Origin of the sequence: Vibrio aerogenes (assembly GCF_024346755.1) — a bacterium.
Taxonomy (GTDB): domain Bacteria; phylum Pseudomonadota; class Gammaproteobacteria; order Enterobacterales; family Vibrionaceae; genus Vibrio; species Vibrio aerogenes.
The window spans coordinates 1,611,498-1,635,841 of record NZ_AP024861.1 but is presented as its reverse complement, the minus strand read 5'-3'; the positions used below and the strand labels follow the sequence as shown (position 1 = coordinate 1,635,841).

At 45.3% G+C, this 24,344-nt stretch carries 29 protein-coding genes; 4 read left to right on the top strand and 25 right to left on the bottom strand.

Annotation, left to right across the window (positions count from 1 at the left end; all coding sequences use genetic code 11):
* Positions 1–5: 5 nt before the first annotated feature.
* The 8 genes from OCV29_RS07340 to OCV29_RS07305 all read right to left on the bottom strand — a co-directional run bounded on the left by OCV29_RS07340 (position 6) and on the right by OCV29_RS07305 (position 6,652).
* Complete coding sequence (locus OCV29_RS07340; RefSeq protein ID WP_073602810.1) at positions 6–1,067, bottom strand: sensor histidine kinase; 1,062 nt, start codon at positions 1,065–1,067, stop codon at positions 6–8.
* Positions 1,067–2,335: a hypothetical protein gene (locus OCV29_RS07335; RefSeq protein ID WP_073602809.1), complete on the bottom strand. Its 1,269-nt coding sequence runs from the start codon at positions 2,333–2,335 to the stop codon at positions 1,067–1,069. The genes OCV29_RS07340 and OCV29_RS07335 overlap by 1 nt, the downstream gene beginning before the upstream one ends.
* Entirely contained in the window at positions 2,335–3,096 is a 762-nt protein-coding gene (locus OCV29_RS07330) for an outer membrane lipoprotein-sorting protein (protein ID WP_073602808.1), read from the bottom strand. Before OCV29_RS07330 ends, OCV29_RS07335 begins: the two co-directional genes overlap by 1 nt.
* A complete protein-coding gene (locus OCV29_RS07325; protein ID WP_073602807.1) occupies positions 3,089–4,348 on the bottom strand; it encodes an ABC transporter permease in 1,260 nt (419 codons plus the stop codon). Before OCV29_RS07325 ends, OCV29_RS07330 begins: the two co-directional genes overlap by 8 nt.
* A complete protein-coding gene (locus OCV29_RS07320; protein ID WP_073602806.1) occupies positions 4,336–5,019 on the bottom strand; it encodes an ABC transporter ATP-binding protein in 684 nt (227 codons plus the stop codon). The genes OCV29_RS07325 and OCV29_RS07320 overlap by 13 nt, the downstream gene beginning before the upstream one ends.
* Positions 5,020–5,028: 9 nt before the next feature.
* Positions 5,029–5,682, bottom strand: coding sequence for a hypothetical protein (locus OCV29_RS07315; protein WP_073602805.1), 654 nt, complete (start codon positions 5,680–5,682; stop codon positions 5,029–5,031).
* A gap of 183 nt (positions 5,683–5,865) precedes the next feature.
* Positions 5,866–6,072, bottom strand: a complete 207-nt coding sequence (locus tag OCV29_RS07310) for an alternative ribosome-rescue factor A (protein WP_073602820.1) — start codon at positions 6,070–6,072, stop codon at positions 5,866–5,868.
* 139 nt (positions 6,073–6,211) lie between these two features.
* On the bottom strand, positions 6,212–6,652 hold the full coding sequence (locus OCV29_RS07305; protein ID WP_073602804.1) for an L-alanine exporter AlaE: 441 nt from the start codon (positions 6,650–6,652) through the stop codon (positions 6,212–6,214).
* 293 nt (positions 6,653–6,945) lie between these two features.
* Between OCV29_RS07305 and OCV29_RS07300 the strand changes: the two genes are divergently transcribed.
* The gene (locus tag OCV29_RS07300; protein ID WP_073602803.1) at positions 6,946–7,518 is read left to right on the top strand and encodes a UPF0149 family protein; all 573 of its coding nucleotides are present in this window, start codon (positions 6,946–6,948) and stop codon (positions 7,516–7,518) included.
* Between the two features lie 77 nt (positions 7,519–7,595).
* On the opposite strand, the gene nadA is transcribed toward OCV29_RS07300, so the two are convergent.
* From nadA to cysS, 16 genes are all read right to left on the bottom strand, one after another.
* On the bottom strand, positions 7,596–8,639 hold the full coding sequence (nadA, locus tag OCV29_RS07295; protein WP_073602802.1) for a quinolinate synthase NadA: 1,044 nt from the start codon (positions 8,637–8,639) through the stop codon (positions 7,596–7,598).
* 124 nt (positions 8,640–8,763) lie between these two features.
* Positions 8,764–9,522, bottom strand: a complete 759-nt coding sequence (gene ybgF, locus OCV29_RS07290) for a tol-pal system protein YbgF (RefSeq protein ID WP_073602801.1) — start codon at positions 9,520–9,522, stop codon at positions 8,764–8,766.
* A gap of 20 nt (positions 9,523–9,542) precedes the next feature.
* Entirely contained in the window at positions 9,543–10,088 is a 546-nt protein-coding gene (gene pal / locus OCV29_RS07285) for a peptidoglycan-associated lipoprotein Pal (RefSeq protein ID WP_073602800.1), read from the bottom strand.
* A gap of 35 nt (positions 10,089–10,123) precedes the next feature.
* Positions 10,124–11,473: a Tol-Pal system beta propeller repeat protein TolB gene (tolB, locus tag OCV29_RS07280; protein WP_073602799.1), complete on the bottom strand. Its 1,350-nt coding sequence runs from the start codon at positions 11,471–11,473 to the stop codon at positions 10,124–10,126.
* Positions 11,474–11,511: 38 nt separating this feature from the next.
* Positions 11,512–12,519 carry a cell envelope integrity protein TolA gene (tolA, locus tag OCV29_RS07275; protein WP_073602798.1) on the bottom strand — a complete coding sequence of 336 codons (1,008 nt, stop codon included), beginning with the start codon at positions 12,517–12,519 and terminating at the stop codon, positions 11,512–11,514.
* 11 nt (positions 12,520–12,530) lie between these two features.
* On the bottom strand, positions 12,531–12,974 hold the full coding sequence (locus OCV29_RS07270) for an ExbD/TolR family protein (RefSeq protein ID WP_073602797.1): 444 nt from the start codon (positions 12,972–12,974) through the stop codon (positions 12,531–12,533).
* Complete coding sequence (gene tolQ, locus OCV29_RS07265) at positions 12,974–13,663, bottom strand: protein TolQ (RefSeq protein WP_073602796.1); 690 nt, start codon at positions 13,661–13,663, stop codon at positions 12,974–12,976. The genes OCV29_RS07270 and tolQ overlap by 1 nt, the downstream gene beginning before the upstream one ends.
* Complete coding sequence (ybgC, locus tag OCV29_RS07260; protein WP_245796779.1) at positions 13,653–14,057, bottom strand: tol-pal system-associated acyl-CoA thioesterase; 405 nt, start codon at positions 14,055–14,057, stop codon at positions 13,653–13,655. Before ybgC ends, tolQ begins: the two co-directional genes overlap by 11 nt.
* A 333-nt stretch (positions 14,058–14,390) precedes the next feature.
* Positions 14,391–14,696, bottom strand: coding sequence for a cyd operon protein YbgE (gene ybgE, locus OCV29_RS07255; protein ID WP_073602794.1), 306 nt, complete (start codon positions 14,694–14,696; stop codon positions 14,391–14,393).
* The gene (gene cydX / locus OCV29_RS07250; protein WP_073602793.1) at positions 14,686–14,796 is read right to left on the bottom strand and encodes a cytochrome bd-I oxidase subunit CydX; all 111 of its coding nucleotides are present in this window, start codon (positions 14,794–14,796) and stop codon (positions 14,686–14,688) included. Before cydX ends, ybgE begins: the two co-directional genes overlap by 11 nt.
* Before the next feature lie 15 nt (positions 14,797–14,811).
* The gene (gene cydB, locus OCV29_RS07245) at positions 14,812–15,948 is read right to left on the bottom strand and encodes a cytochrome d ubiquinol oxidase subunit II (RefSeq protein WP_073602792.1); all 1,137 of its coding nucleotides are present in this window, start codon (positions 15,946–15,948) and stop codon (positions 14,812–14,814) included.
* A 17-nt stretch (positions 15,949–15,965) separates the two neighbouring features.
* On the bottom strand, positions 15,966–17,552 hold the full coding sequence (gene cydA, locus OCV29_RS07240) for a cytochrome ubiquinol oxidase subunit I (RefSeq protein ID WP_073602791.1): 1,587 nt from the start codon (positions 17,550–17,552) through the stop codon (positions 15,966–15,968).
* Between the two features lie 462 nt (positions 17,553–18,014).
* A complete protein-coding gene (gene ruvB / locus OCV29_RS07235; protein WP_073602790.1) occupies positions 18,015–19,019 on the bottom strand; it encodes a Holliday junction branch migration DNA helicase RuvB in 1,005 nt (334 codons plus the stop codon).
* Positions 19,016–19,630 (bottom strand): Holliday junction branch migration protein RuvA, encoded by a 615-nt coding sequence (ruvA, locus tag OCV29_RS07230; protein ID WP_073602789.1) that lies wholly within the window; start codon positions 19,628–19,630, stop codon positions 19,016–19,018. Before ruvA ends, ruvB begins: the two co-directional genes overlap by 4 nt.
* Positions 19,631–19,713: 83 nt before the next feature.
* Positions 19,714–20,235 (bottom strand): crossover junction endodeoxyribonuclease RuvC, encoded by a 522-nt coding sequence (gene ruvC / locus OCV29_RS07225; protein WP_073602788.1) that lies wholly within the window; start codon positions 20,233–20,235, stop codon positions 19,714–19,716.
* Between the two features lie 82 nt (positions 20,236–20,317).
* Entirely contained in the window at positions 20,318–21,700 is a 1,383-nt protein-coding gene (gene cysS / locus OCV29_RS07220) for a cysteine--tRNA ligase (RefSeq protein WP_073602787.1), read from the bottom strand.
* A 166-nt stretch (positions 21,701–21,866) separates the two neighbouring features.
* Between cysS and OCV29_RS07215 the strand changes: the two genes are divergently transcribed.
* From OCV29_RS07215 to OCV29_RS07205, 3 genes are all read left to right on the top strand, one after another.
* Entirely contained in the window at positions 21,867–22,361 is a 495-nt protein-coding gene (locus OCV29_RS07215) for a peptidylprolyl isomerase (RefSeq protein ID WP_073602786.1), read from the top strand.
* 66 nt (positions 22,362–22,427) lie between these two features.
* A complete protein-coding gene (gene lpxH / locus OCV29_RS07210) occupies positions 22,428–23,171 on the top strand; it encodes a UDP-2,3-diacylglucosamine diphosphatase (protein WP_073602785.1) in 744 nt (247 codons plus the stop codon).
* 11 nt (positions 23,172–23,182) lie between these two features.
* Positions 23,183–23,572 carry a YchJ family metal-binding protein gene (locus tag OCV29_RS07205; RefSeq protein ID WP_073602784.1) on the top strand — a complete coding sequence of 130 codons (390 nt, stop codon included), beginning with the start codon at positions 23,183–23,185 and terminating at the stop codon, positions 23,570–23,572.
* A 32-nt stretch (positions 23,573–23,604) separates the two neighbouring features.
* Here OCV29_RS07205 and OCV29_RS07200 read toward each other — a convergent pair whose 3' ends face one another.
* The gene (locus OCV29_RS07200) at positions 23,605–24,252 is read right to left on the bottom strand and encodes a YccT family protein (RefSeq protein WP_073602783.1); all 648 of its coding nucleotides are present in this window, start codon (positions 24,250–24,252) and stop codon (positions 23,605–23,607) included.
* Between the last annotated feature and the right edge of the window lie 92 nt (positions 24,253–24,344).

The window sequence follows — 24,344 nt, the reverse complement described above, 5'->3', positions numbered from 1 at the left end:
TATTCTCATACTCCCTGAGTCAAACCGGATAAAGGCAGTGCAATTTCTGCACTCACGCCACCGGTTTCATTTTCCCGCACTGTCAGGCGGGCCTGTCCATCATATAAAGCCTGCAACCGCTGGCGGATATTTTCCAGCCCGATGCCACTTGCTTGTATCATTCCTGATTCGGCCTGCGGGTCAAGTCCGCGCCCGTTATCTTTCACCCGAATCAGCAGCGATTCATTCTTCGCCTCAATATCCACTTCAATTTTTCCCGGCCGGGACTGAGGCTCAATCCCGTGCTTGATCGCATTTTCTGCCAGCGGCTGAATCAGCATCGGCGGCAGAAGCAGTGCATGCTGGCTGGCGTCACAATGAATTTCGTAATGCAGCCGTTCGCCCAGCCGGATTTGCTGAATCCCGAGATACGCATCAATCAGGCTGAGTTCATCTTCCAGTGTCACCCGATCGCCCCGGTTTTTTTTCAGCGTCGCCCGGAGCAAATCTGTCAGTTTTCCCAGCAGCGTTTTTGCCACCGCCGGATCTTTATCAATCAACACACTCAGATTCGCCAGTGTGTTAAACAGAAAATGTGGCTCTATCTGGCTTTGTAACTGTTTGAGCTGACTGAGAATCAACGCTTTTTCCTGCTCTGACTGGAAGCGTTTCGCAATTTCCAGCTCATGCTGCGCATTCTGTTTTAACTCATACATATAGAAAATAAAAAAACAGATTGATGAGAAAATTAAGCCGAGCAAGATCACCATGAAGAAATCATGAAGCGTATCTTTTGACCAGTAAAGTGTATTCAGGCTGCCAAGTGAAACCCCACAAATCAAAGCCAGTGCGTTGACCTGATTAAAGGTGAGTGATGGTTTCAGCCGGATGATCAGATGCGCACTACAGACCGCACCATAGCCGAAACCCAGACTGACCAGTAAATCCTGCGGCATCGAGTACAGAAATGAGTAGCCCGTATCATAAGTCACCCGGAACGCCTGAAAAATCAAAGCCACACACAAACAATACACGGTACTCATCAACAGTCCGCGGCCAAAACTGTGATGATGCTTTGGCATACTCATCAGAAACTCCCCTTCAGATTAAGCAAAATTACCCGTTTGTCCGGCAGGTCCGCATAAACAGAACCAGACCGCCCGGTATAAAAACGCCCGGCCAGCTCAAGCATCAGACTGGCTTGTCCGGAATCATAGAGTGTGTAATCCAGCCATTGAGTGGCAATCACGCCGCCATCCGACGGCGAAATTAACACATCGAAAGTTGGTTCAAAATTACTGAGCCATAAGTATTGCCGGCTCCATTGCCACTGGCTCCATGCAGCTGAGTCCAGACTCACGTGCAGCATCAGGTTATGTTGCACAATATTCTCATGATTCAGGCCATTGGCATAGGAAAGCGCTAGTGGCGATGTGGCCTGATTCTGTGCCAGTTGCCGGGAGCGCTTCAGGGCCTGACGCCACTGGCTGTGATGCCAGCTGCGGCTGTCATACCAGTATTCAGCAATGAGATTTACCCCGGCCATATCCGCCCAGTTGATGCCGGTCAGCAGCTGATAGGCATGATGCGCAGTTTCCAGCGTCACCGGAGCAAACAGGCTTTGTTGCCGGTAGGCTTTATACTGATGTTGCGCCACCACGGAAGCATGAATCTCCCATGCTTCATTCAGCACTGTTACAGCTGAAGCGCCCAGCAATCCTCTGCGAATCTGATCATAATAGGCAATCACCTGTAGTTCAGTATCACCCAGCAAAGCATAACGGCGCAAACCAAAACCTTTTTGCCGGGTATTTTTTTCATAATCATTCGTGGTTTCACGTGCCCAGCCCGCATCGGAGACAAGAAAAGCCCACTCTCCCAAACCATCGAAATAAGAGGCCATCGCTACGCCAGCACCTTCTTCAACCTGAATGCCAACCGGATTTCTCTGATAGGGTTTGAGAATGTTTAATGGCCGGTAACCATAACCGACACCCCAGTCCAGACGCATTTTTCCGAGGCTGATATCCAGCGGAATACCCGCCACTTCGGTGCCGGATTGCCAAAACAGCTCCTGAAGAATCAGATCATGATCAGCGTCAGTCTCATCACTGGCCCATATATTCCGGCTGCGAATGGCGGCCAGTCCGGTCAGTTCATCCCATTGAAAAGAAGCATCCAGGCGGGTATCCATTGCCTGAACCTGTTGATGCAATGCTGCTCCCGTCAGGCTCTGCGGGCGTAACTGTTCAGCACGACCGCTCACCTGCCAGCTCCAGTCCACCTGCGGCCCGGCGACGGCCGGACGAACACCGGCCAAAATGAGAAGCGAGAGCAAATACATTCCGGCTTTCATTATAAATCGACCTGTGCCTGCCGGATCAGGTAAGCCGGGTTGTAATATTTGTCGGCCAGCTGATACGGTGTTCTGTCCTGATATTCAATCACGGTTTTCTTTGCCGGCTGAATTTTATCCAGCAAGGTCATGGTCTTGACCATCATGGGCGGATTGTCACCGGTTGCCGCCGTGCCTTTGCCACTGAACAAAGCCTGCTTTGCCAGTTTGCCGGAGCGTAAGTACAGGTCGGCTTTGAGCGGAAAATCGTTCTGCTGATCCAGCCATAATGTAATCCGGGCATAGCTGGCCCCTTTGGTTTTAGACGTGAGTGCCAGTTCATTCGCTTTGACTGCCTGACCATTGAGGGTCAGTGTGGTTGGACCAATCAATGAAGCCTGATAATCGTCCTGCCAGCGCAGTGAAGAGATATCACCGACGGAAGCTTCTCCCAGCAGCTTTTGCATCGGTGTAATCCGGATCGGCCGGCGGCTTTTCGGCATCAGCAACCAGTAGTTATCTCCCAGCATCAACAGTTTTTGTCCGGCTTCAGTTTTAGACTGAAACAGGACCAGTGACTGACGATCCGGTCTGGCATACACTTCGTACAGATGGGTTTTATCAAGCACCTGTTTTTTATATAAGCGAACCACGGTCGTTACTCTGGCAGCCCCCGCTTGCAGTCGATAACTGTCCGCACGTTTGAGCATCTGGTCTGTGCTTTGCGCCATCACCTGACAGGAAAGCAAAGCACTCAACAATAGCATCAGTAATTTAGACATGGATCAGTGCCTCCGTAATTGGTTTGTTCACGCCTTTACGGGCAGAAAGCCAGGCTGCCATCAGGCAAATCACAATAATGATAAGCGCGACGATCCCAAACAAAGCTGGTGAAAAGTAAATATAGAGCGGATAACTTTCAGTCCGTCCCGGTGCAGGTGGCATCTGAATATCAGCGACCATGAGCACCGCAGCGATTAGTCCGGAAAAGATGCCGCCGATACAGCATCCGAGAAGTGACATCAATCCGGCTTCTTTCAAAAATCCGCGGATAATTTCTCCCGGATAAGCGCCCAACGCAGCCAACGTACCGATTTCACGCGTCCGCTCGGTCACTGCCATGGTCATGGTATTAAACAGCGCAACAAACACCACCAGCGCCATCACGCCACCCATAATGGCAAAAATCCGGTTATAGAGATTTTTCACTTTCTCATAGAAAAATGCTCTCGCCTGCCACGGCGTGGTGATGACCGGTTGCGCCAGCTTCATTTTGCTCAGCCGTTGATCAATCCGGTGTTGTACCGCGGTGGTTTGATCGGTATCAAACAGGTAGACGGATAAGGTGCTGACTTTCTGTGTCACCAGCAAATCCTGAGCCGCGCTGAGATGAAGGTAGAGCTGTCGTTTATCCAGTTCCGGAATGCCTGTGGCGTAGATCCCGTGGACTTTAAAATCAATCGCATTTAATGCGCCATCGGTTGTGGTGCTCAGCAACGTGACCCAGTCACCCACAGATACCTTGAGATTTTTTGCCAGCTCTTTTCCCAGCATGACTTCAGGCTCGTCCGGACGATATCGCGGCGAATTTGGATCGGACAGTGTTTTTCCTTCAAGCACATCCAGAAATGGTCCCTTCATGTCAAATTCCTGAGCATCGACACCAATGCCCATAAAAATGGTGGATTTATTGCCATTTGAAACCAGTCCGTTGAGCTCAATCCGGGGAAGAATACTGCGAATCTCCGGCGCAGAGATAAAAGACTTCACCAGCTGCCGGTAATCCGTTAATCCGTGATCCAGCGGTAAATCTTCATCCATTGCAAAATATCCCGGCTGGCTGAGGGTAATATGTCCGGTACTTCTTGCCGTTTGTTCTTTGAGGGATTGATAGGTATATAAACCAAACCCGCCCGTGCTGCAAAGTGCAAAAACTGCTATCGAAATAATCAGCACAGACAGCGCAGAACGACGGCCATTCCGGCGAAGATTCAGCCAGGCTTTCCTGACTTCATTTGAAATTAACCTGCCCATCGGATTTCCTCCTGTGAAATACAACCATCCGTCAGATTGATTGTGCGATCGCACTGACCCGCCATTCTCGGGTCATGGGTGGCAATCACAAATGTGGTCCCCATTTCATGGCCGAGTGATTTCATCAGCTGAATGACCAGATGAGCAGTTTGGCTGTCAAGACTTGCGGTCGGTTCATCAGCAATCACCAGTTGTGGCTGATGAATCAGGGCTCTGGCAATCGCCACCCGTTGTTGTTGCCCGCCAGACAAACGATCGGGCCGGTGATCATAAAAATTGTCCAGTCCGACTTTTTGCAACATCTCCCGGGCTTTATCCCGTTGCGCCCGCGCATCAAACCCGTTCAGCATCAGCGGATAAGCGACATTCTCTGTCGCAGTCAGTACCGGGATCAGGTTAAAGCGCTGGAAGACAAATCCCAGTTGGGAGCGGCGCAAAGCTGCTGCATCTCTGGCGTGCTGCGGATACGGCTTGCCATCCATCAAAACCTGTCCCTGATAGGCCATATCCAGCATGCCAAGAATATTGAGTAATGTGCTCTTTCCGGAGCCGGAGGGACCACACAAAGCAAGCATTTCTCCTTTGTGAACCTGACCCGACACATCATTTAAGGCATGAACGGATGCTTCACCCAATTGGTACTGTTTAGTCATCTTCGAAAATACCAGCATAACTCCTCCTTATTTCCATGATGCCTTGTCAACTAACATCCTGACTTCATGCACGATCGGCGCTTCCGGTTGAGCGGACTGCATTTGCGCAACCCATGCCATTGCCTGTGGCTTATCATGATTGCGAATCGATGCTTCGATAGCTTTGCGGTACACCCAGCCACTTTGCTGCAACGGTAATGCCTGAAAAGCGTGATCGTGTAAAAGCTGAAGATATAGGTCGTAACCACGATCAAACTGGTTAAACATGTCTGGCAGCGAAGTATAAGTTGCGGCTGCGATCGCTTTTGCCAGCACGGGTACCGGCATGCCTTGCCGGAGTGGATATTGAGCCGTTTCTGCAGCTTCACCGGGCAATAATCCCAGTCCTTTTGCGATGGTTGAAATCCCCCGCTCGGCGTATTTCATTTTATTCCAGGGAAGCCATGCATCTCTTGCTTCAAGCGTTTGTGCACTGCCCAGATAAATCAGACTCAGGGCATCAGCGCCATCCCGTTCAATCTGATCATTGAGCTTGTGAATGACGACACGAATGTCCCCTGAATGGCTGGTCGCAATCTGATTGTATTGTTCAATAAGCTGTTCGTCCGGAATGGCGGATACGGTTGCAGAGACCAGCAGCAGGCAAAGCCCCGTCAGCCTCATGTAACGGAGATATTTCATCGTCTGTTCCTCATCAAAGTTGATTGATGATCACAGTCTATGGCGATTTCTGACGGTTGGCAGGTCGATCTGACGAACAGCAGCTTTGCAGGATGAAATGTAAAAATACGGCGTGAATGGTGAGATCAGACTCTCCAGAAGAAAAGAAAAAACAGATAAGAAAAAACCCTTTGCAAAAATCGCTTACGCTGCCTTTGCAAAGGGTTCTTTCCCCTTGTGTTTTGCCTTCCGCTGAAAGCTGCCCTTGCCTTTTTTCGCTTTCACCACTCTGGTTTTAAACAGCGGGCTTGTGACCAAAGCATGTAACGCATTATGTTTGATTTCTCCCCGGCCCGTTTCATATCCGGGGGACAAGTCAGACGGAAGCGTCCGTTTTATTTTCTTTCCCATTTTCATTTCTCTCATATCAATGAATCCACTGAAGGTGAAAAACCTTCTGCAAAAAACACGGCTTATTATTCGTTTATTTGCTGTACTGTCAACTGCTGCTTTCCCCGGTGTATGCTAACCGGGGATAATCAGGACCCGCTCAGGCGTGATAATATCCCGGCACACGGAACCAGCGACGGCAAATATCCAGGAAGTGGCCATAAACGACCCCTAAGCCACAGGAAATCAGAATATTACTGGTGACTGCGGTGACAATCTGATCCATCGTTGCACCGACACTCCATAAAATTCCGATATAAACGGGGGACTGAAACGTCACATAAGCCATCAAATCACAGAGATTTCTGATCAATGAACCCTCCCCCAAACGCCGGCCCAGACGCAAGAAAGCATCACGATACAAACCGTAAGGCAAGGCAATCACAATATTCACCGGAATCGAAAGAAGCCGGGACGCAAGCGACTGCTCCAGCGTCATCCCTGAAATAAACACCTCAATGCACATCCCTGTCAGAAAACAGAAAATAACCATAGCAAAAGTATCCGCGGCTGCGTGACGAATACCAAAAGGTGCGTTCATTTTTCACTCCTGTATAACCAACAAAATAACACCAGATTTTGGCGCTATTAAAACACACCATTAGAAGAATTAATTTCTATATTTTTAAATAAAAGCCAGTTTAAAAAACCAATTTAATAACAATTTATCAGATTAATATTCTTTAGCTCTCAAAACATTATGAGTGTAATTATTTATAATGTAAAACCAGTAACATATAGTTTGTTATGATGTGATCCGGGCATAAAACCTCGCAAGACAGCAGAATTTCGCATACCATAAACAGCAAGTTTTTTGATAAAAAGGCGATTCCATTGACACTGAATGAACTGATCACCCGGACTGAACAACCCGAACAACTTTTTACTGAAGCCCAGACCCGCGGGTTTGTGACCGCCCTGGCTGCATCTCCTTATTTAATCTCTCCGCAAGAGTGGATTCCCTTTTTATGGGGCGGCGCTGAAATTGCACCTTTCTCTCAGGCTTCTGATTTGGAATCCTACTGTGAAGCCGTGGTACAGCTCTGGAATCAAAGCCATGAAGCACTTCTGACCGGAAGCTGGCACTGGCCGGAAGGCTATGAAACAGATCATGAACAGATTGTGAATCAGAATGTTCGTGACTTATGTGAAGGGCTACTTCAGGGATGGCAGCTCACCCATGATGACTGGGAAAATCTGATGCCTGAAGACAGTGAGAATGGTGCATTACTCGGTGGTGTGCTGCTGGCCGTCAGTATGCTTTATGATCCGGATACGTCACTCGCAACATTACAGGATGCCGGAGCGGAAGGACTGGAACAGTTTGAAGAAATCTATACAGCACTACCTGCCATGCTTGCAGGTCTGGCGCAACGTGGACAAGCTCTGGCTGAAGAAGAAAAATAGTCTTCAGATGAAGTCAGACATAAACAAGGGAAGACATCGTCTTCCCTTGTTTATTTTGGTTCTGGTGCCAGCACGCGCTACGGATTCATCTGTGCAGCGAAATCCAGCATCCGGTTTAAAGAAATCAGCGCCTTATCGCGGATTGCATCGTCAACAAATATTTCGTGTTGCTCACCACCTTCACGTAAAGCCAGTTCAATCGCTTTCAGGCCATTCATCGCCATCCACGGGCAATGGGCACAGCTGCGACAAGTCGCTCCGGCTCCGGCGGTAGGCGCTTCAAACAGTTCTTTCTCCGGCACCATTTGTTGCATCTTATAAAAGATACCCCGATCGGTTGCGACAATCATTTGCTTGTGTGGCAGAGACTTTGCCGCTTTAATCAGCTGGCTGGTCGAACCAACCGCATCGGCCAGTGCAACCACACTGGCGGGTGATTCCGGATGAACCAGCACGGCTGCATCTGGATACATCGCTTTCATCTTTCTCAATGTATCCGCTGAAAATTCATCATGAACCACACATTCACCATGCCACAACAGCATCTCTGCACCGGTCTGCTTTTCTATGTAAGAACCCAGATGTCTGTCCGGACCCCAGATGATTTTTTTATCCTGGCTGTCGAGATGCTCAACAATATCCAGCGCAATACTGGAAGTCACAACCCAGTCGGCTCTTGCCTTAACCGCGGCTGACGTATTGGCATAGACGACAACGGTATGGTCGGGATGTTCATCACAGAAAGCAGTAAATTTATCAACCGGACAGCCTAAATCCAAAGAGCACTCAGCTTCAAGTGTTGGCATAAGAATCCGCTTTTCCGGCGTCAGAATTTTCGCTGATTCACCCATAAAGCGTACCCCTGCAATCACCAAGGTTGTCGCAGGATGACGGTTACCAAACTTTGCCATCTCAAGCGAGTCTCCAACAAAACCGCCGCTTTCTTCAGCCAGAGCCTGAATCTCAGGATCGGTATAGTAATGCGCAATTAATACAGCGTTTTGTTCGGCTAACAACGTTTTAATCTTACGAATATAATCTTGCTTTTCTTGTTCTGAAAGCGGAACTGGTTTAGGAGGGAAAGGGTATACAGTATCTATCTTATCTAATATGTGGCTCATTGCTCTTTGCCCACGAAACTTCAGGTAATCAGAGCATTTTACACTTCAGGTTAACAGAGTCAAAACTGAGTCAAAGATCAAACAAAAAAGAACCACAGGAGTGGTTCTTCCAAAGAAAATAGATTTAAGGGATCAGGCTTTGCTCAGCTGATTTTGCAGAGGCACTATCCGGATATTCCTTGATCGCCTGCTGATAATATTGATTTGCCTGTTGCTTATTTTGGTGACGCTTTTCAATATCACCAAGCTTTACAAGCGCATCAGCGCGTTTATTTGACTTCTTATATGTCAAAACGGCCTTAAAATTTTCCTCAGCCTTTTTATCCTGCTTTTTAGCAAAATATAGCTGACCTAACCAATAATGCGCATTTGGTGCAAAATTGGATTTCGGAAAATCTTTCTGAAACTGATTAAAGGCGCTGATCGCTCCTGAGTAATCACGTTTCTTCAAAATCAAATCAACAGCATCCTGATAAGCCTGCTGTTCACTGACATTACTACTGAAAGTGCCCGCGGATTGCTGCTGCTCTTCAGAGGTGGCCTCTGTCTGTTTACCTGCCTGACTTCTCAGCCTGTCCAGCTCAATAAACAGTTCTCTTTGTCGCTGAACCATTTGCTGCATTTCATGGCTGTTTTTTTCAACAATACCACGCAAATGCTGAATTTCATCAGCCATTTCGTCCAGCTGCTGTTGCATCTGGAGCTGCACTTCATTTCTGTTTTGTAACATGCGTTCCAGTTGCTGGACTTTTGAGACAGTACCAGACGCACCAGAAATTGAATTGAGGTCGGAAACAGGAGCAGGAGGCTGTGCAGCAAGCGCGACACTTGCTGCACTACTTAAGAAAACCAACCCGACAAGTCGTCGTAGGTTACCGAACATATTTGAATGTCTCTGAAAAATTAGTAAACAATCACTGAACGACGGTTTTTCGCATAGGCTGCTTCATTATGACCGCGTACCAGTGGTTTTTCTTCACCATAGCTGACGATCGCCATTTGATCAGCTTGTACACCAAGTGCCTGAAGATATTTTGCAACCGCTTCTGCACGACGCTCGCCAAGTGCAATGTTGTACTCAGGCGTTCCACGCTCATCGGCGTGACCTTCGATTGTCACTTTCATATTTGGGCGCTGACTGAGATATGCTGCATGTGCTGCTAACATGTCTTTGTAATCAGATGAAATCGTCGAATTATCAAATGCAAAATATACGGTTTGATCCCGAAGAACTTTATCTTTCAGTTCTTGTTCTGACAATGTGCCATTATCTTCAGTAACAGGAGAAACAACGGTTGTATCTGTCGTGTTTTCAGAACCAGTTGAAGTTGTCTGGTTTGTTGTTTCATTACCTGAGGCATCTACTGCTTTGTCGTTAGAACTACATGCAGTCACTGCTAATACGGGTAGCGCAATCAGTAGCCCTTTAAGAACTTTATTCAGTTGCATCTTCGTTTTCCTTTAATTTATTAATCATGACTCATTTATAAAAACGGTGACCACGCAGGAGCCCTTACGCGTCCATTTGTCTCTGGTAACCTAGCTTTAAATCGTCCGTCAATAGAAACCATCGATAAGACATTGGCTTTATTATAAATCGAACTGTAAATAACCATACCACCGTTCGGCGCAACACTTGGAGACTCATCAAGAAAAGTCTTTGTCAGGATTTGTACCGCTCCTGAGTCCAAATCTTGTTTTGCCAAATTAAATTCTGAACGGTTCTTATGAACCATAATCAGGTATTTACCATCCGGTGTAATTTGGCCGCCTGAATTTTGTGATCCCTGCCACGTAAGACGACTTGTCACACCAGTAGACAAATCTACTTTATATATCTGTGGTTTACCACCCCGATCTGAGGTAAAAATCAAAGATTTTCCATCCGGATACCAAAAAGGCTCCGTATTATTTGATCTACCCCGCGTTATTTTCCGGATTTTCTTTGTCGTCAAATCCATGACATAAACCTGTAAACTTCCTGTTTTTGACAAAACCAGCGCTAAAGATTTGCCGTCTGGTGAAAAGACTGGCGCACCATTATGCCTTGGGAATGAAGATATTTTCTCCCGCTTTCCGGTATAGATATTCATAATATATATTTCAGCCCGCCCATTCTGAAAACTGACATAGGCGAGTTTGCGGCCATCAGGTGACCAGGAAGGTGACATCAACGGCTGTTTAGAACTTAAAACCAAGCGCTCATTGTATCCGTCATAGTCAGAAATTCTTAACTGATAGGGATATTTCTTTCCATCATTAACCACAACATATGCAATCCGGGTTAAAAATGCGCCTTTCTCACCGGTTAATTTCTGATAGACCAAGTCTGAAATCCGGTGGGCATATTCTCTCATCCTTTTTCCAGGCACAGTAGCGACATTGTTGAGTAAAACGTAGCTCTTGGATTCAACCAATCGTCCATCTTCTGTCAGAGAACGCCCTTTCCCTTTCTGTAGTTGTGCCTGAATCAGATCAACCAGCTGATAATGAATGACATAATCACCGGCAGCGTTTTGTTTAATGGTTCCGGTTAACAATGAATCAACACCAAGACTTGTCCAACCATTGAGATCAATGTCGGACTCATCGTATGGTGTTTGCGGCATTTTACTGGTCGCAACAGGGCTAAACTTGCCACTGCGCTGGAGATCAGACGAAATGACGCCAGAAACATCCTGAGGCAGCGGTGTTGCGCCTTTCCATTGAAACGGGATAATTGCCACAGGTCTTGCTGAATTAATCCCTTCGGTGATCACCAGTTCAAGTGAAGCATGGGCTTGTATACCTGATAATAAGAGAAGCATACTGCTTAAAATCAAACGCTTTAACACAATTTTTTCCTTTTCTCTGGTACTTTTGTCATTTTGAATCAGAGTTCAACATTTAAAATAATATCTTTGAGTCGTTCAACCACATCCGGGTCATTTTTGGGAAGTGGGAAAGCACCAACCTGAGCAATCGCTCTTCGTGTCGCAGCACAGACAACCTGATTGCCACTCAGCACTTTCAAACTTCCCAGCATTGCACTATTTCCAGCGGGAATTAAATGCAAATTAACCCGACAGGACTTTCCCTTGAAGCTGTCCTCAGAAAGCAGGTTTTGCTGAATAAGCTGCTTATATATAGCACCATACCGGTTTGCTTCATCTGAAATATAGTGATTGCGGGCACTACTGTTTTGTTGTGACTCAGACTCCAGCCCTGAAAAAATATCATTCAGCGCCTTTTCCCGTTCCTTACGCTCTTGTTCAAGTTTTTTCAGTCTCGCTTTTTCTTTCCTTGCCTTCTCAGCGGCAACTTTGGCGGCTTTTTCTTTAGCCAAACGATCCTGCTCTGCTTTTTTCGCAGCTTCCTGCTCTTTCTTTGCTTTTTCAGCGGCAAGCTGCGCTGCGGCTTCTCTCGCCTGTCGTTCCTTCTCCGCTTTCGCAATGGCTGCTTCTTGCTGTTTTCTTGCAGCTTCAGCTTTAGCTGCCCGTTTTTCTTCAGCAATGCGTTGTTGTTCTTTCTTCTTACGCTGCTTTTCTGCTTCTCTGGCTGCTTTTGCGTCTTTTGCTTTCTGCTCTTTCAGCTTACGAATCCGTTCTTCTTCATTTTTGCGGTTCTGTTCCAGACGCACACTTTCACGACGCAACTTATTCAATCTGGCCTGCTCTTTCTTCGCTGCCGCTTCACGCCGGGCTTTAATCTCCTGAGCCTGTTGACGAACAAGTTGCGGATCAATCACAACAGCCTGAACCATACTTCCTACAGGTTCAGGTTTTTCCCGGTGAAAGTCACTCCCCCACACCAATGCAACAATCAAAATAATATGCAAAAGTGCAGATAACAGAAATGGCTTAACCAGATATGACCGCTTGGGTTGTCTATTATTTTTCATGGATAACGCAGCTATCCTTTAATCTCTGTTAATAATCCAACTTTTGGGATACCGGCTTTACTCAGTTCGTCCAATACGTGGACGATACTGGCATAAGGGCTGGCAGCATCCCCGCCAACGGCAACCGGCGCATTCGGGTGAAGACTGAGCTCAGCTTTCACCAGCACCACAGCATCCTGTATGGACAGTCCACGCTTAAAAGGCTCATTGTTAATACTCACACCAAGACTCCCTTCTTTTGTCACTTCAATAATGACAAAACTACCGTCCCCCTTATCAACAAGTTCGGAAGCCGGCTTTGCTGTTTCTGTCTTGGGTAACTCAACATCAACACCCTGCGTAATAAACGGAGACGTCACCATAAAGATAATCAAAAGAACCAGCATGACATCAATATATGGCACGACGTTAATCTCCGCCGTTAATCTGCGCTTTTTAGGCTGGTAACCGGTCATTAAGCATGCTCCCTTCCCGTCATTGCCTGCCGGTGAAGAATACTGTGAAACTCTTCTGAAAAGGTTGCGTAATTATGCTCCAGTTTACTCACAATATTTGTCAGCCGGTTGTAGGCTATCACTGCTGGAATAGCCGCAAACAGCCCCATGGCGGTCGCGACAAGCGCTTCGGCAATTCCGGGGGCGACCATTGATAATGTTGCCTGCTTAACGGCACCAAGTGCAATAAAGGCATGCATAATCCCCCAGACCGTTCCGAATAAACCAATATAAGGACTAATCGATCCGACTGTTGCCAAAAATGGCAGGTGCATCTCTAATTCATCGACTTCTTTTGCAACAGCAACACGCATCGAACGAGCGGTTCCATCCATCACAAAGTGAGCTTCAGCAGCATGGTTTTTTCTCAGCCGGGCAAATTCTGTAAATCCTGAGTAGAAAATCTCTTCACTTCCACTCAGTTGATCTTTCTTCTGTTTGATTTCCTGATATAAGCTGGTTAGATCATTACCAGACCAAAACTTATCCTCAAAGACGGCAGATTGTTTTTCTGCAACAGATAACGCTTTACTACGTTTAAAAATCACGGTCCAGGACATGATGGACATACCTAAAAGTATGAGCATCACCAATTTCACCAGGAGACTAGCCTGTAAAAATAAATCTAAAATGGAAATTTCAGCACTCACTGCAACTCTCCGCAAATAGCTGTTCGGGAATCCCTCTGGGCTTCATCTTTTGTGTATCAATACATGCTACCTTAACTATTGCCCGACACAATACCTCATTTTGAGGATTAACCAGTTCCTGACAGAAAACAAGCGATGCTCTTTTTCGCTCTGAAACTGAAGTCAGCACAATCAGATGGTCATCCAGTCGCGCACCTCTGAAAAAATCAATCTCTACGCTTCGGACTACAAACCCTGTTTTTTGTTCCAACAAGTCTTGCTGAGAGATTCCTTCATGACGCAACATTTCTGTCCGGGCACGTTCAAAAAACTTCAGATAATTGGCGTGATATACCACCCCACCCGCATCTGTATCTTCATAGTATATTGTGATCGGAAACCGGGAAGTTGCGATTGAATGACTCACATCTGACTCCAAGAATAGCATTTTGAAAGGGCACTATAACGCAAATTAGTCGCTTTCGCATGAGAGAAAAACGATTTAACAGCGCGTATTACTTCTTTTTAAACAATTTTTGCTGATTCAGAATCAGACCTGATTAATCCTTCATCATTCCTGAGCCATAATATCCAGGCAACCCAGTTTATCGCTATTATATGACAATGCGACACATCATCGATAATTTACGATGGTTTGACCGGGAATTTATGATAACTGTTCAATAAAGCATAAAAATAGCGGGCACCGGGCCCGCTATTCACAAAACGAAAAATGACAACACTGGATTTATATTAAACGCATGGTGGTAAATATCAGCAAAATTAAACCTGAAATATAAGGACTAAAAACAATCTTCCAAATCACCGATTCAGGCTTAAATCCCACACCAAAAACCATACTTGCACAAACTGACCAGATTAAAAATACGGTCACCATCAGGTTAAAGCCACCGATAGAATCCGCATAGGTATGCGGATTCCACATCAATAATGACACATGGAAAAAACCAAGCCCCATAATCATCAATCTGAAAGCCAGCTTATCCAAAGGACGATGCCACTTTTCAAGAGTGTCGTAAAGCTCACTCTTCACTATCTTTATCCATCATTTCTGAGTGCTCTAACCACAGGGCATTAATAATCCCAAAAGAGCAAGCCAGCAATACACCTAAAATCCATGCAAAATACCACATAACTTAACCCTCTGATTAGTAAAGTGAATTTTTGTTATCTTCAACAAATTTATTGTTAAGACGGCCAAACATTTTGAAGTAACACCAAGCGGTATATCCCAGAATAACCGGAACCATGACAACAGCGACACCAGTCATCAGCTTCAGCGTCAGTTCACTGGACGTTGAGTCCCACATCGTTAAGCTGCTGACAGGTGACAAACTGGATGGCATCACAAACGGGAACATAGCAAACCCCGCTGTTAAAATGACACCCGCATTTGCCAGGCTGGATGCAAGAAAAGCAATTCCACCCTTTTCAAGACGTGATGCAATTGCAGCGAATAAAGGCAGAATGACACCCAGAGCCGGAGCAATCCATAACAAAGGATATTTTTCAAAGTTAGCCATCCAGGCTCCGGATTCGCGCACGACTTCTTTCATTAAAGGATTAGATGCAGCAGATGGATCAATCTGGCTGGTAATCACATAGCCATCAATATGTTGAACCCAAAAACCAGCTAACACAAAAGTGACTGTAATCATTAAACCAGATATCTGAGCCACAAGACGCGCACGGCTATGAACCTGATCGGAGGTTTTCATTTGCAACCATGAAGAGCCCTGAAGCAGGAACATAAACAGACTCACCACGCCACACAACAGTGCAAATGGATTCAGCAGGCCAAAGAAAGAACCATGATAGCTGGGCATCAAAAACTCATTCAATTCAAAAGGAACCCCCTGAAGCAGGTTACCAAATGCGACACCAAAAATAACAGGTGGCACAAAGCCACTGACTGAAATACAGATATCCCAGGCATTACGCCATTTCGGTTCTTCAATTTTTGAACGATAATCCAGTCCGATCGGTCTCAGCCACAGAGAGGCCAGAGTGACAATCATCGCCAGATAAAAACCTGAAAAAGATGTCGCATAAACCAGAGGCCATGCAGCAAAGAGAGCACCACCTGCGGTAATCAGCCAAACCTGGTTACCATCCCAGTGAGGCGCAATTGAGTTGATCATCACACGACGCTCAGTATCACTTTTGCCAATGACCGGCACCAGGGCACAAACACCAATATCAAATCCATCAGCAATCGTAAAGCCAATAAATAATACACCAATCAGCACCCACCAGATGAATCGTAAGATTTCGTAGTCAAACATAATATTCTTCTCCTTCCTTATGCTTCAACTTGGCGGCTAACTTGATCGGTTGCCGAATGACTGTTTTGCTCAAAATGGTAACGACCGGTTTTCAGACTACTTGGTCCTTTACGGGCGAATTTCACCATCAAATACACTTCAGCGACAAGGAATGCAGTATACAGGGCAAGAATAGCGAACAGAGACAGCCAGATTTCGCCTGCGCTCAGTGCTGAACTGGCTACATGTACCGGCAGAATTTCACCGACCGCCCATGGCTGACGACCATATTCTGCAACGAACCAACCGGCTTCAACAGCGATCCATGGTAACGGAATACTGAAAAGTGCTGCTTTAAGTATCCAGTGTTTTTGCTCGATTTTCTGACGGCATGTCTGAATGAATGCAGCAGCAAATACCAACAGCATAATCACACCACAGGCAACCATAATCCGGAAAGACCAGAACAGAGGCCAAACCGTTGGAATAGAATCATTCGCTGCCGCCTGAATTTGTTCTTCAGAGGCATCAACCACATCATCGGTATAACGCTTCAGAAGCATACCGTATCCCAAATCAGACTTGACCTGATTGAAAGCTTCTTTCGTTTCAGTGGATGTATCACCTGAGCGTAGTTTTTGCAAAATTTCATACGCATACATACCATTTCGGATACGTTCAACGTGTTCCTGACGAAGGTCACGCAACCCTTTCACCTCTTCATCAATAGAACGTGTTGCAATAATTCCCATCAAGTAAGGCACTTTGATTGCGTAATCGGTATTCATGGTTTCCTGATTCGGAAGTCCAAATAAAGTGAACGCAGCGGGCGCTTCTTCTGTATGCCATTCAGCTTCAATAGCTGCCAGTTTCACTTTTTGCACATCACCCAATTCATACCCAGATTCATCACCCAGTACAATGACGGAAATAACCGAAGCCATACCAAAAGACGCTGCAATCGCAAACGAACGACGGGCAAATGCAATATCACGGCCTTTCAAAAGATAATATGCACTGACACCAAGAATGAACATTGCGCCAGTGGTGTACCCTGAAGCAACAGTGTGAACAAATTTCACCTGAGCGACCGGATTCAGCACAACTTCAGCAAAACTCACCATCTCCATTCGCATCGTTTCAAAATTGAACTCCGCGCCAACCGGATTTTGCATCCAGCCATTTGCCACCAGAATCCACAATGCTGAAAAGTTTGAACCCAAAGCAACCAACCAGGTTGTCACAAGGTGTTGACGCTTTGACAGCCTGTCCCAGCCAAAAAAGAATAAACCAACAAACGTTGATTCAAGGAAGAAAGCTACCAGCGCTTCGATGGCAAGAGGTGCGCCAAAAATGTCCCCAACGTAGTGCGAGTAGTAAGACCAGTTTGTACCAAACTGAAATTCCATGGTGAGCCCGGTAGCAACTCCAAGGGCAAAGTTTATTCCAAACAGTTTACCCCAAAACTTGGTCATATCCTTATATACCTGCTTATCTGTCATCACATAAAGTGATTCCATAATTGCAAGTAAAAAAGTCATACCCAAAGTAAGTGGAACAAACAAGAAGTGATACATCGCAGTCATTGCAAACTGCAATCGCGATAGATCAACAACGTCAATCATGATAACTCCTTTGTGTCGGCTGAAAGACACCACTCAGATTTACAATTAATTAAATGATTAATTTCTTAAATTTCAGAATCATAAAAATTATAGAAAAGGTTAAAATTGTTGCGTCAATGTATTTTATTTAATTAAAAACGAATCAAATTGAAGTACAATTTTTTCCAAATACTACTGCCAAAAACAGTGGCTTTCAAAGGATTTATATAGGTGAGACGTCTTGATCCAGATCAAGTCTAAAGAATAAAAAACAACCAAAAACACAGCGAAATGATACAGATCAAACATAAAAGAGATTGAATGAGTTTTTTTTGTAAAAAAGAGAGAATGAACCTGCAACAATAGAACAATAATTTAACATTAAAGACACCTTAGCAATATTTCTGATACTTATTATTTTTCTATAAATGAGACATTTATCACATTTCATTCTCATTGAATTTACTTACCATTATCGAAAAATTATTTTTCCAATCCAAAATGAAGGAAGGCTCGCTCAGTGACAATTCTTCCTCTGGGGGTTCTCTGTAAATAACCCTGCTGGATCAAATAAGGCTCGATCACATCTTCAATCGTATCTTTTTCTTCACCAATTGCTGCCGCTAAATTATCCAGGCCGACTGGCCCACCAGAAAATTTCTCAATAATCGCAAGAAGCAGTTTACGATCCATATAATCGAAACCACGGACATCCACGTCAAGCATATTTAACGCCTTGTCAGCAATATCCGGACAAATATGGCCATCACCTTTTACTTCTGCATAGTCTCTGACGCGTCTTAACAGCCGGTTCGCAATCCTTGGTGTACCCCTTGCCCTTCTGGCAACTTCCAAAGCCCCATCAGCGTCTATTGAGAGATTCAGACACGCAGCACTACGGCATACAATATTCTGTAAATCAGCGACCTGATAATATTCAAGACGCTGAACAATACCAAAACGGTCTCTTAGTGGAGAAGTCAGGGAACCTGCCCGCGTTGTTGCGCCAATTAACGTAAAAGGTGGCAAATCAATTTTGATCGATCTCGCGGCTGGTCCTTCACCAATCATAATATCCAGTTGATAGTCTTCCATTGCAGGATATAGCACTTCTTCAACCATTGGACTTAAGCGGTGTATTTCGTCGATGAACAGCACATCATTTTCTTCAAGATTGGTCAATAATGCCGCTAAATCCCCTGCTTTCTCTAACACGGGCCCGGAAGTCGTCCTGATATTCACGCCCATTTCATTTGCAACAATATTTGCCAGCGTTGTTTTACCCAGTCCGGGCGGACCGAATATCAGCAAGTGATCTAGGGCTTCATTTCTGAGCTGGGCTGCCTGAATAAAAATTTCCATCTGATCCCGGACATGATTTTGTCCCTGATAATCTGCAAGATATTTCGGACGAATCGCCCGATCGATCACTTCTTCATCTTTAAAGCCCGGATTTTCAGGTGCGATAAAACGATCAGCTTCTATCATATCATCGCTCTCAATGCTTCTTTGATCAGCGCTTCACTGGTCATGTCAGGTTGCGCAATTTGAGCAATCACTTTTGACGCTTGCTGAGGTTTATAACCAAGCGCGAGTAAAGCACTCAAGGCTTCCTCTTCTGCGTTAGCAGAAACAGAACTCTGGACAATATCCTGCTCTGGTTTCACTTCAAACAAATCACCTTCCCCGCCAGTCCAGGATTTCAGGCGATCTTTCATTTCAACCACAAGCCGTTCCGCTGTTTTCTTACCAACCCCCGGTAGCTTGATTAACATCGAGATATCCTCTCTGCGCACACAGTCTACAAACTGGTTCGCCGTCATACCGGACAGAATAGCCAGTCCCAGTTTCGGACCAACACCATTCGCTTTAATCACTTCTCTGAACAATGCCCGTTCAGCTTTGGTATTAAATCCATACAATAACTGCGCATCTTCCCGGACAACAAAATGTGTATACACGACCGCTTCCTGATCGACTTCAGGCAATTCATAAAAGCAACTCATTGGCATTTGAATTTCATAGCCAACACCATTCACTTCGAGTAATACCTCTGGCGGCTGCTTTTCCAGCAACAAGCCTCTCAGACGTCCAATCACAATTTTTCCTTCTTTAATGAGCCAAAATGATCATAACCAACAACTGGATAAATAGCCAGTAATCATTCATCGGAACAAGCATCCTATCGGTAACGCCCACGCCTTGAACCTCTGGCGACTCCGGAGAGGGCAACCAGAGTTTTATTCGTATTGGCATGACAAATCGCAACACCTAATGCATCTGCCGCATCTGCCTGAGGTTTAGCCGGTAGTTTCAGCATATGCTGAACCATATGCTGAATCTGGGCTTTATCTGCACCGCCGGTCCCAACTACAGCCTGCTTGACTAAACGGGCCGCATATTCAAATACCGGTAAATCAGCGTTTACTGCGGCAACGATTGCACAGCCGCGGGCCTGTCCAAGCTTTAAAGCTGAATCAGCATTTTTCGCCATAAAGACCTGTTCAATTGCAAAAACATCCGGACTAAACTGTAAAATAATCTCCGACACGCCAGCATAAATTTGCTTTAAACGACCCGGTAGTTCTTTCTCTGTCGTTTTAATACACCCGCTACCGACATAATGTAAATGCCTTCCCTGCTGATGAATCACACCGTATCCGGTAATACGTGAGCCCGGATCTATTCCCAAAATTACTGACATATGTACAGGTCACCACTCGCTATATAAAAAGGGCTTATTACAAAATAAGCCCTATATCAGAAATCGTATGATTCTGCTGAATTTATTTTCTGCGCCAGATCGTTCCTTCAGGCCCGTCTTCCAGAACAATGCCCATTTCAGTAAGCTTATCACGTGCCATATCCGCCTGAGCCCAATCTTTTGCAGCCCGCGACTCATTCCGGATCCGAATCAACGATTCAATTTCAGCAGCATCTTCATCCGAATTCTGATCACCTTGTAAAAACTTTTCCGGATCCTGATATAAAATACCGATGACACCCGCTAATTCACGGAGACGTGCAGCAAGTTTACCTGCTTTTTCATGACTCTCCTGTTTCAGGCGATTGATTTCGCGAGCCATATCAAATAGAACCGAGTAAGCTTCCGGTGTATTAAAGTCATCATTCATCGCAGCCTCAAAACGCTGAACAAATTCTTCTCCGCCTTCCGGAGTCACATCCGGCTCCAGTCCCCGCAATGATGTATATAAACGTTCAAGCGCAGAACGGGCCTGGTTCAGATTGTCTTCACTATAGTTGAGCTGACTACGATAGTGTCCGGACATCAGAAAATACCGGATTGTTTCTGAATCGTAATACTCCAGCACGTCACGAATAGTGAAAAAATTACCCAGTGACTTGGACATTTTTTCTTTATCAACCATCACCATACCGCTGTGCATCCATGTATTAACATAGGATGTATTGTGAGCACAGCAAGATTGCGCTATTTCGTTTTCGTGATGAGGAAACTGTAAATCAGAGCCGCCACCATGGATATCAAAATGATCGCCCAAAATTGCGGAGTTCATTGCCGAGCACTCAATATGCCATCCCGGGCGCCCTTTCCCCCATGGAGAATCCCATTCTGGTTCTCCGGGCTTGGCCATTTTCCATAAAACAAAATCTAACGGACTTTTTTTAGCCGTCTCAACATCCACTCTGGCTCCGGCTTGTAATTGCTCCAGATCCTGACCAGACAATTTCCCGTAATCCTCAAAACGACTGACTTCAAACATCACATCGCCATTATCAGCGACATAAGCAAACCCTTTATCAATCAGCTTTTGGACTAAAGCGACAATTTCAGAGATGTAGTCTGTCGCACGAGGTTCGATGTCAGGACGCATGATATTTAATGCATCAAAATCGGCATGCATTTCATCGATGAGCCGATGAGTTAATACATCGCAAGGCTCCTGATTTTCTGCCGCACGTTTGATGATTTTATCGTCGATATCCGTGATATTCCGTACCAGAGTCAGCTCATAGCCCAGGTAACGCAAATAACGGGCTACCATGTCAAAAGATACAAAAGTTCGCCCATGACCAATATGACAGAGATCGTATATGGTGACACCACAAACATACATGCCAACTTTTCCGGCGTTGATTGGTTTAAATTCCTCTTTTTGTCGTGTCAGTGTGTTATATATTTTCAGCATGATCTCTATCTATATTTACAATGGGTTACCAAATGATTGCCGATTATAACAATCCTCAGCCCGTCAGGTCACCTTATTCTTCGACTTCTTCCGTTGAATCATTCAATTGTTGAAAAAACTAAGCTAGAATCGTGTTTTACTGTTAGAAAACATAAAAGGTAGTCATATGATCACCCTTCATACCAATTTTGGCGACATAAAAATTCAGCTTAACGAAGAAAAAGCACCGGAAACGTCTGCGAACTTCCTCCAGTACTGCCGTGAGAATTTTTATGACGATACCCTGTTCCACCGCGTGATTGATGGCTTCATGATCCAGGGCGGTGGTATGACATCCGGCCTTCAGGAAAAAACCAGCCGGGCTCCGATTAAAAACGAAGCCAATAATGGCCTGAGTAACAAAACAGGTACGCTTGCTATGGCACGGACCATGGAACCACATTCTGCCAGTTCTCAGTTTTTTATTAACGTGAATGATAATACTTTCCTTGATTTCCGTTCAGAATCAATGGATGGCTGGGGCTACTGTGTTTTCGGTGAAGTTGTCGAAGGTATGGACATTGTCAATAAAATCAAAGGTGTGAGTACCGGTTCTTACGGTATGCATCAGGACGTTCCTCTTGAAGAGGTTGTCATTACTGGTACAACGATCGAAGAATAACGCCACGCCAATCCTAATTAAAGAGCGTCTGTCAGGCGCTCTTTTCTTCAATTGAAATAACATAAGATGCACACACTTTTTATCTCTGATTTACATTTGAGCCCTGCGCATCCAGAACTGACGGCAGCTTTCAGACAATTTCTTCGCCATCAAGCAATACATGCCGATGCACTTTATATTCTTGGCGATTTATTTGATTTCTGGATCGATGATAAAGATCCAACTGATTTTGCCAGAGAAATTAAAGCAGCCCTGAAAGACGTTACCTCTGGTGGTACGCCTTGCTACTTTATTCACGGCAACAGAGATTTTCTGGTCGGAAAACGCTTTGCCACGGAAACAGGAGTCACATTACTTGAGGAACATACCGTGATTTCATTGTATGGACAGCGCGCGCTCATCATGCACGGTGATACTTTATGCCTTGATGACGTGCGTTATCTTCAGTTTCGTGAAAAAGTACATCAACCCTGGAGGCAAGCCCTCTTCCGGCTTCTGCCTTTCCGGATAAAACAAAAAATTGTCAGTAAAATACAGACGAACGTCCGTCAGGATAAACAAAACAAATCATTTGAAATTATGGATGTCAATCAAAGTGAAGTGCAGCGGGTTATGAACGACCAAAATGTCAATTTGTTGATTCACGGTCATACCCACCGGCCTGATATCCATACGTATCATTCATCTGACTCTAAAAAAGTTCGTATCGTTTTAGGTGACTGGGGAAAAGAGATATCCGTACTGACATACGATCATCTGGGACAGTATCATTTAGACCGTCAGTTAATTACTGAATATTCAGATCAATAAGGTTCAATCGTATGAAAAAATGTCCTTGTGGCAGCAAACGCCACTATAAAAATTGCTGTCAGCCTATCCATATGAATCACAGCAATGCCGAAACACCAGAGCAGTTAATGCGGGCACGTTACACAGCCTATGCGATAGGAGTGACGGACTTTATCCAGCAAACCTACCATATAAGTAATGAAGCAGGACAAGATCGTCAGGGGATAGAAGACGGGATATTAAATCACTGGGACAAACTGGTGATTCTGGACTCGGCTCCAGGAAATTCAGGGGATGAAGGGTTTGTCCATTTCAAAGCCTACTTTCAGCGAAACGGGCAAAGCTTTTGCTTGCAGGAACGATCCCGTTTTATCCGGGAAAACGGGATCTGGTTCTATATTGATGGCATGATTTCAGAATAGTGTCTTGTGTCCGGCTCTGTCACCCGACTCGTTCAGGGCTGGTTACTCATCCATTGTTTGATTGTGCTTTTTTGTTCCGGCGTTGCATTATTATACAACAACTGAATGGTCTGAATCAGTGTATCATTCTGACCCGCTGGTGTTTTTTGTAACACTTGAGCAGCTATCGGTGTGCCAACTTGCGTCGCCGGAAGAAACTGTTGCTGACGGTGCTTTTTATTGTAGGCTGCAATCGCTTTTTCTATATCCGTGAATGGCATCAGCCCCTTTCCGGTCAGCTTCTCATATTGGATTTTTTTCTCGGTGCCATCCTGATAGCGAAGTGTCCATTCTGCACCACGACGAAAATACGCTTTTGCCTGAGAATATGATTTGAGTGATGGAGCAAGAATGGTGACCTGATCATTCTGCTTAAGATCCACAGTGAAAATATAAGGTGGTGTTGAATAAATTGCGCTTTTCGAGCCTTTTCGGACATCACCATAATAGCGAATCACCAATTGATGCTGCCCGGCAGCGACCTCAAGCGTTTTATCATTCACATAACGACCACTGTCGAGCGCCTGACCATCCAGAGCCAGAATCTCGACTGCTTTTTCGCTGGAAATTGTAGCGGCATTGACTCCTGAAGCAGCCAAAAGCCCCAATAAGACTATTGTGATAATTTGAATACGTCTCATAGATCATGATCCTGTTGTCAATGAACTGAAATCCAAGATGAATTATAGAGTAAACCGAGAAAACAGAGATAATAAAAACCGCCTCATTGAGG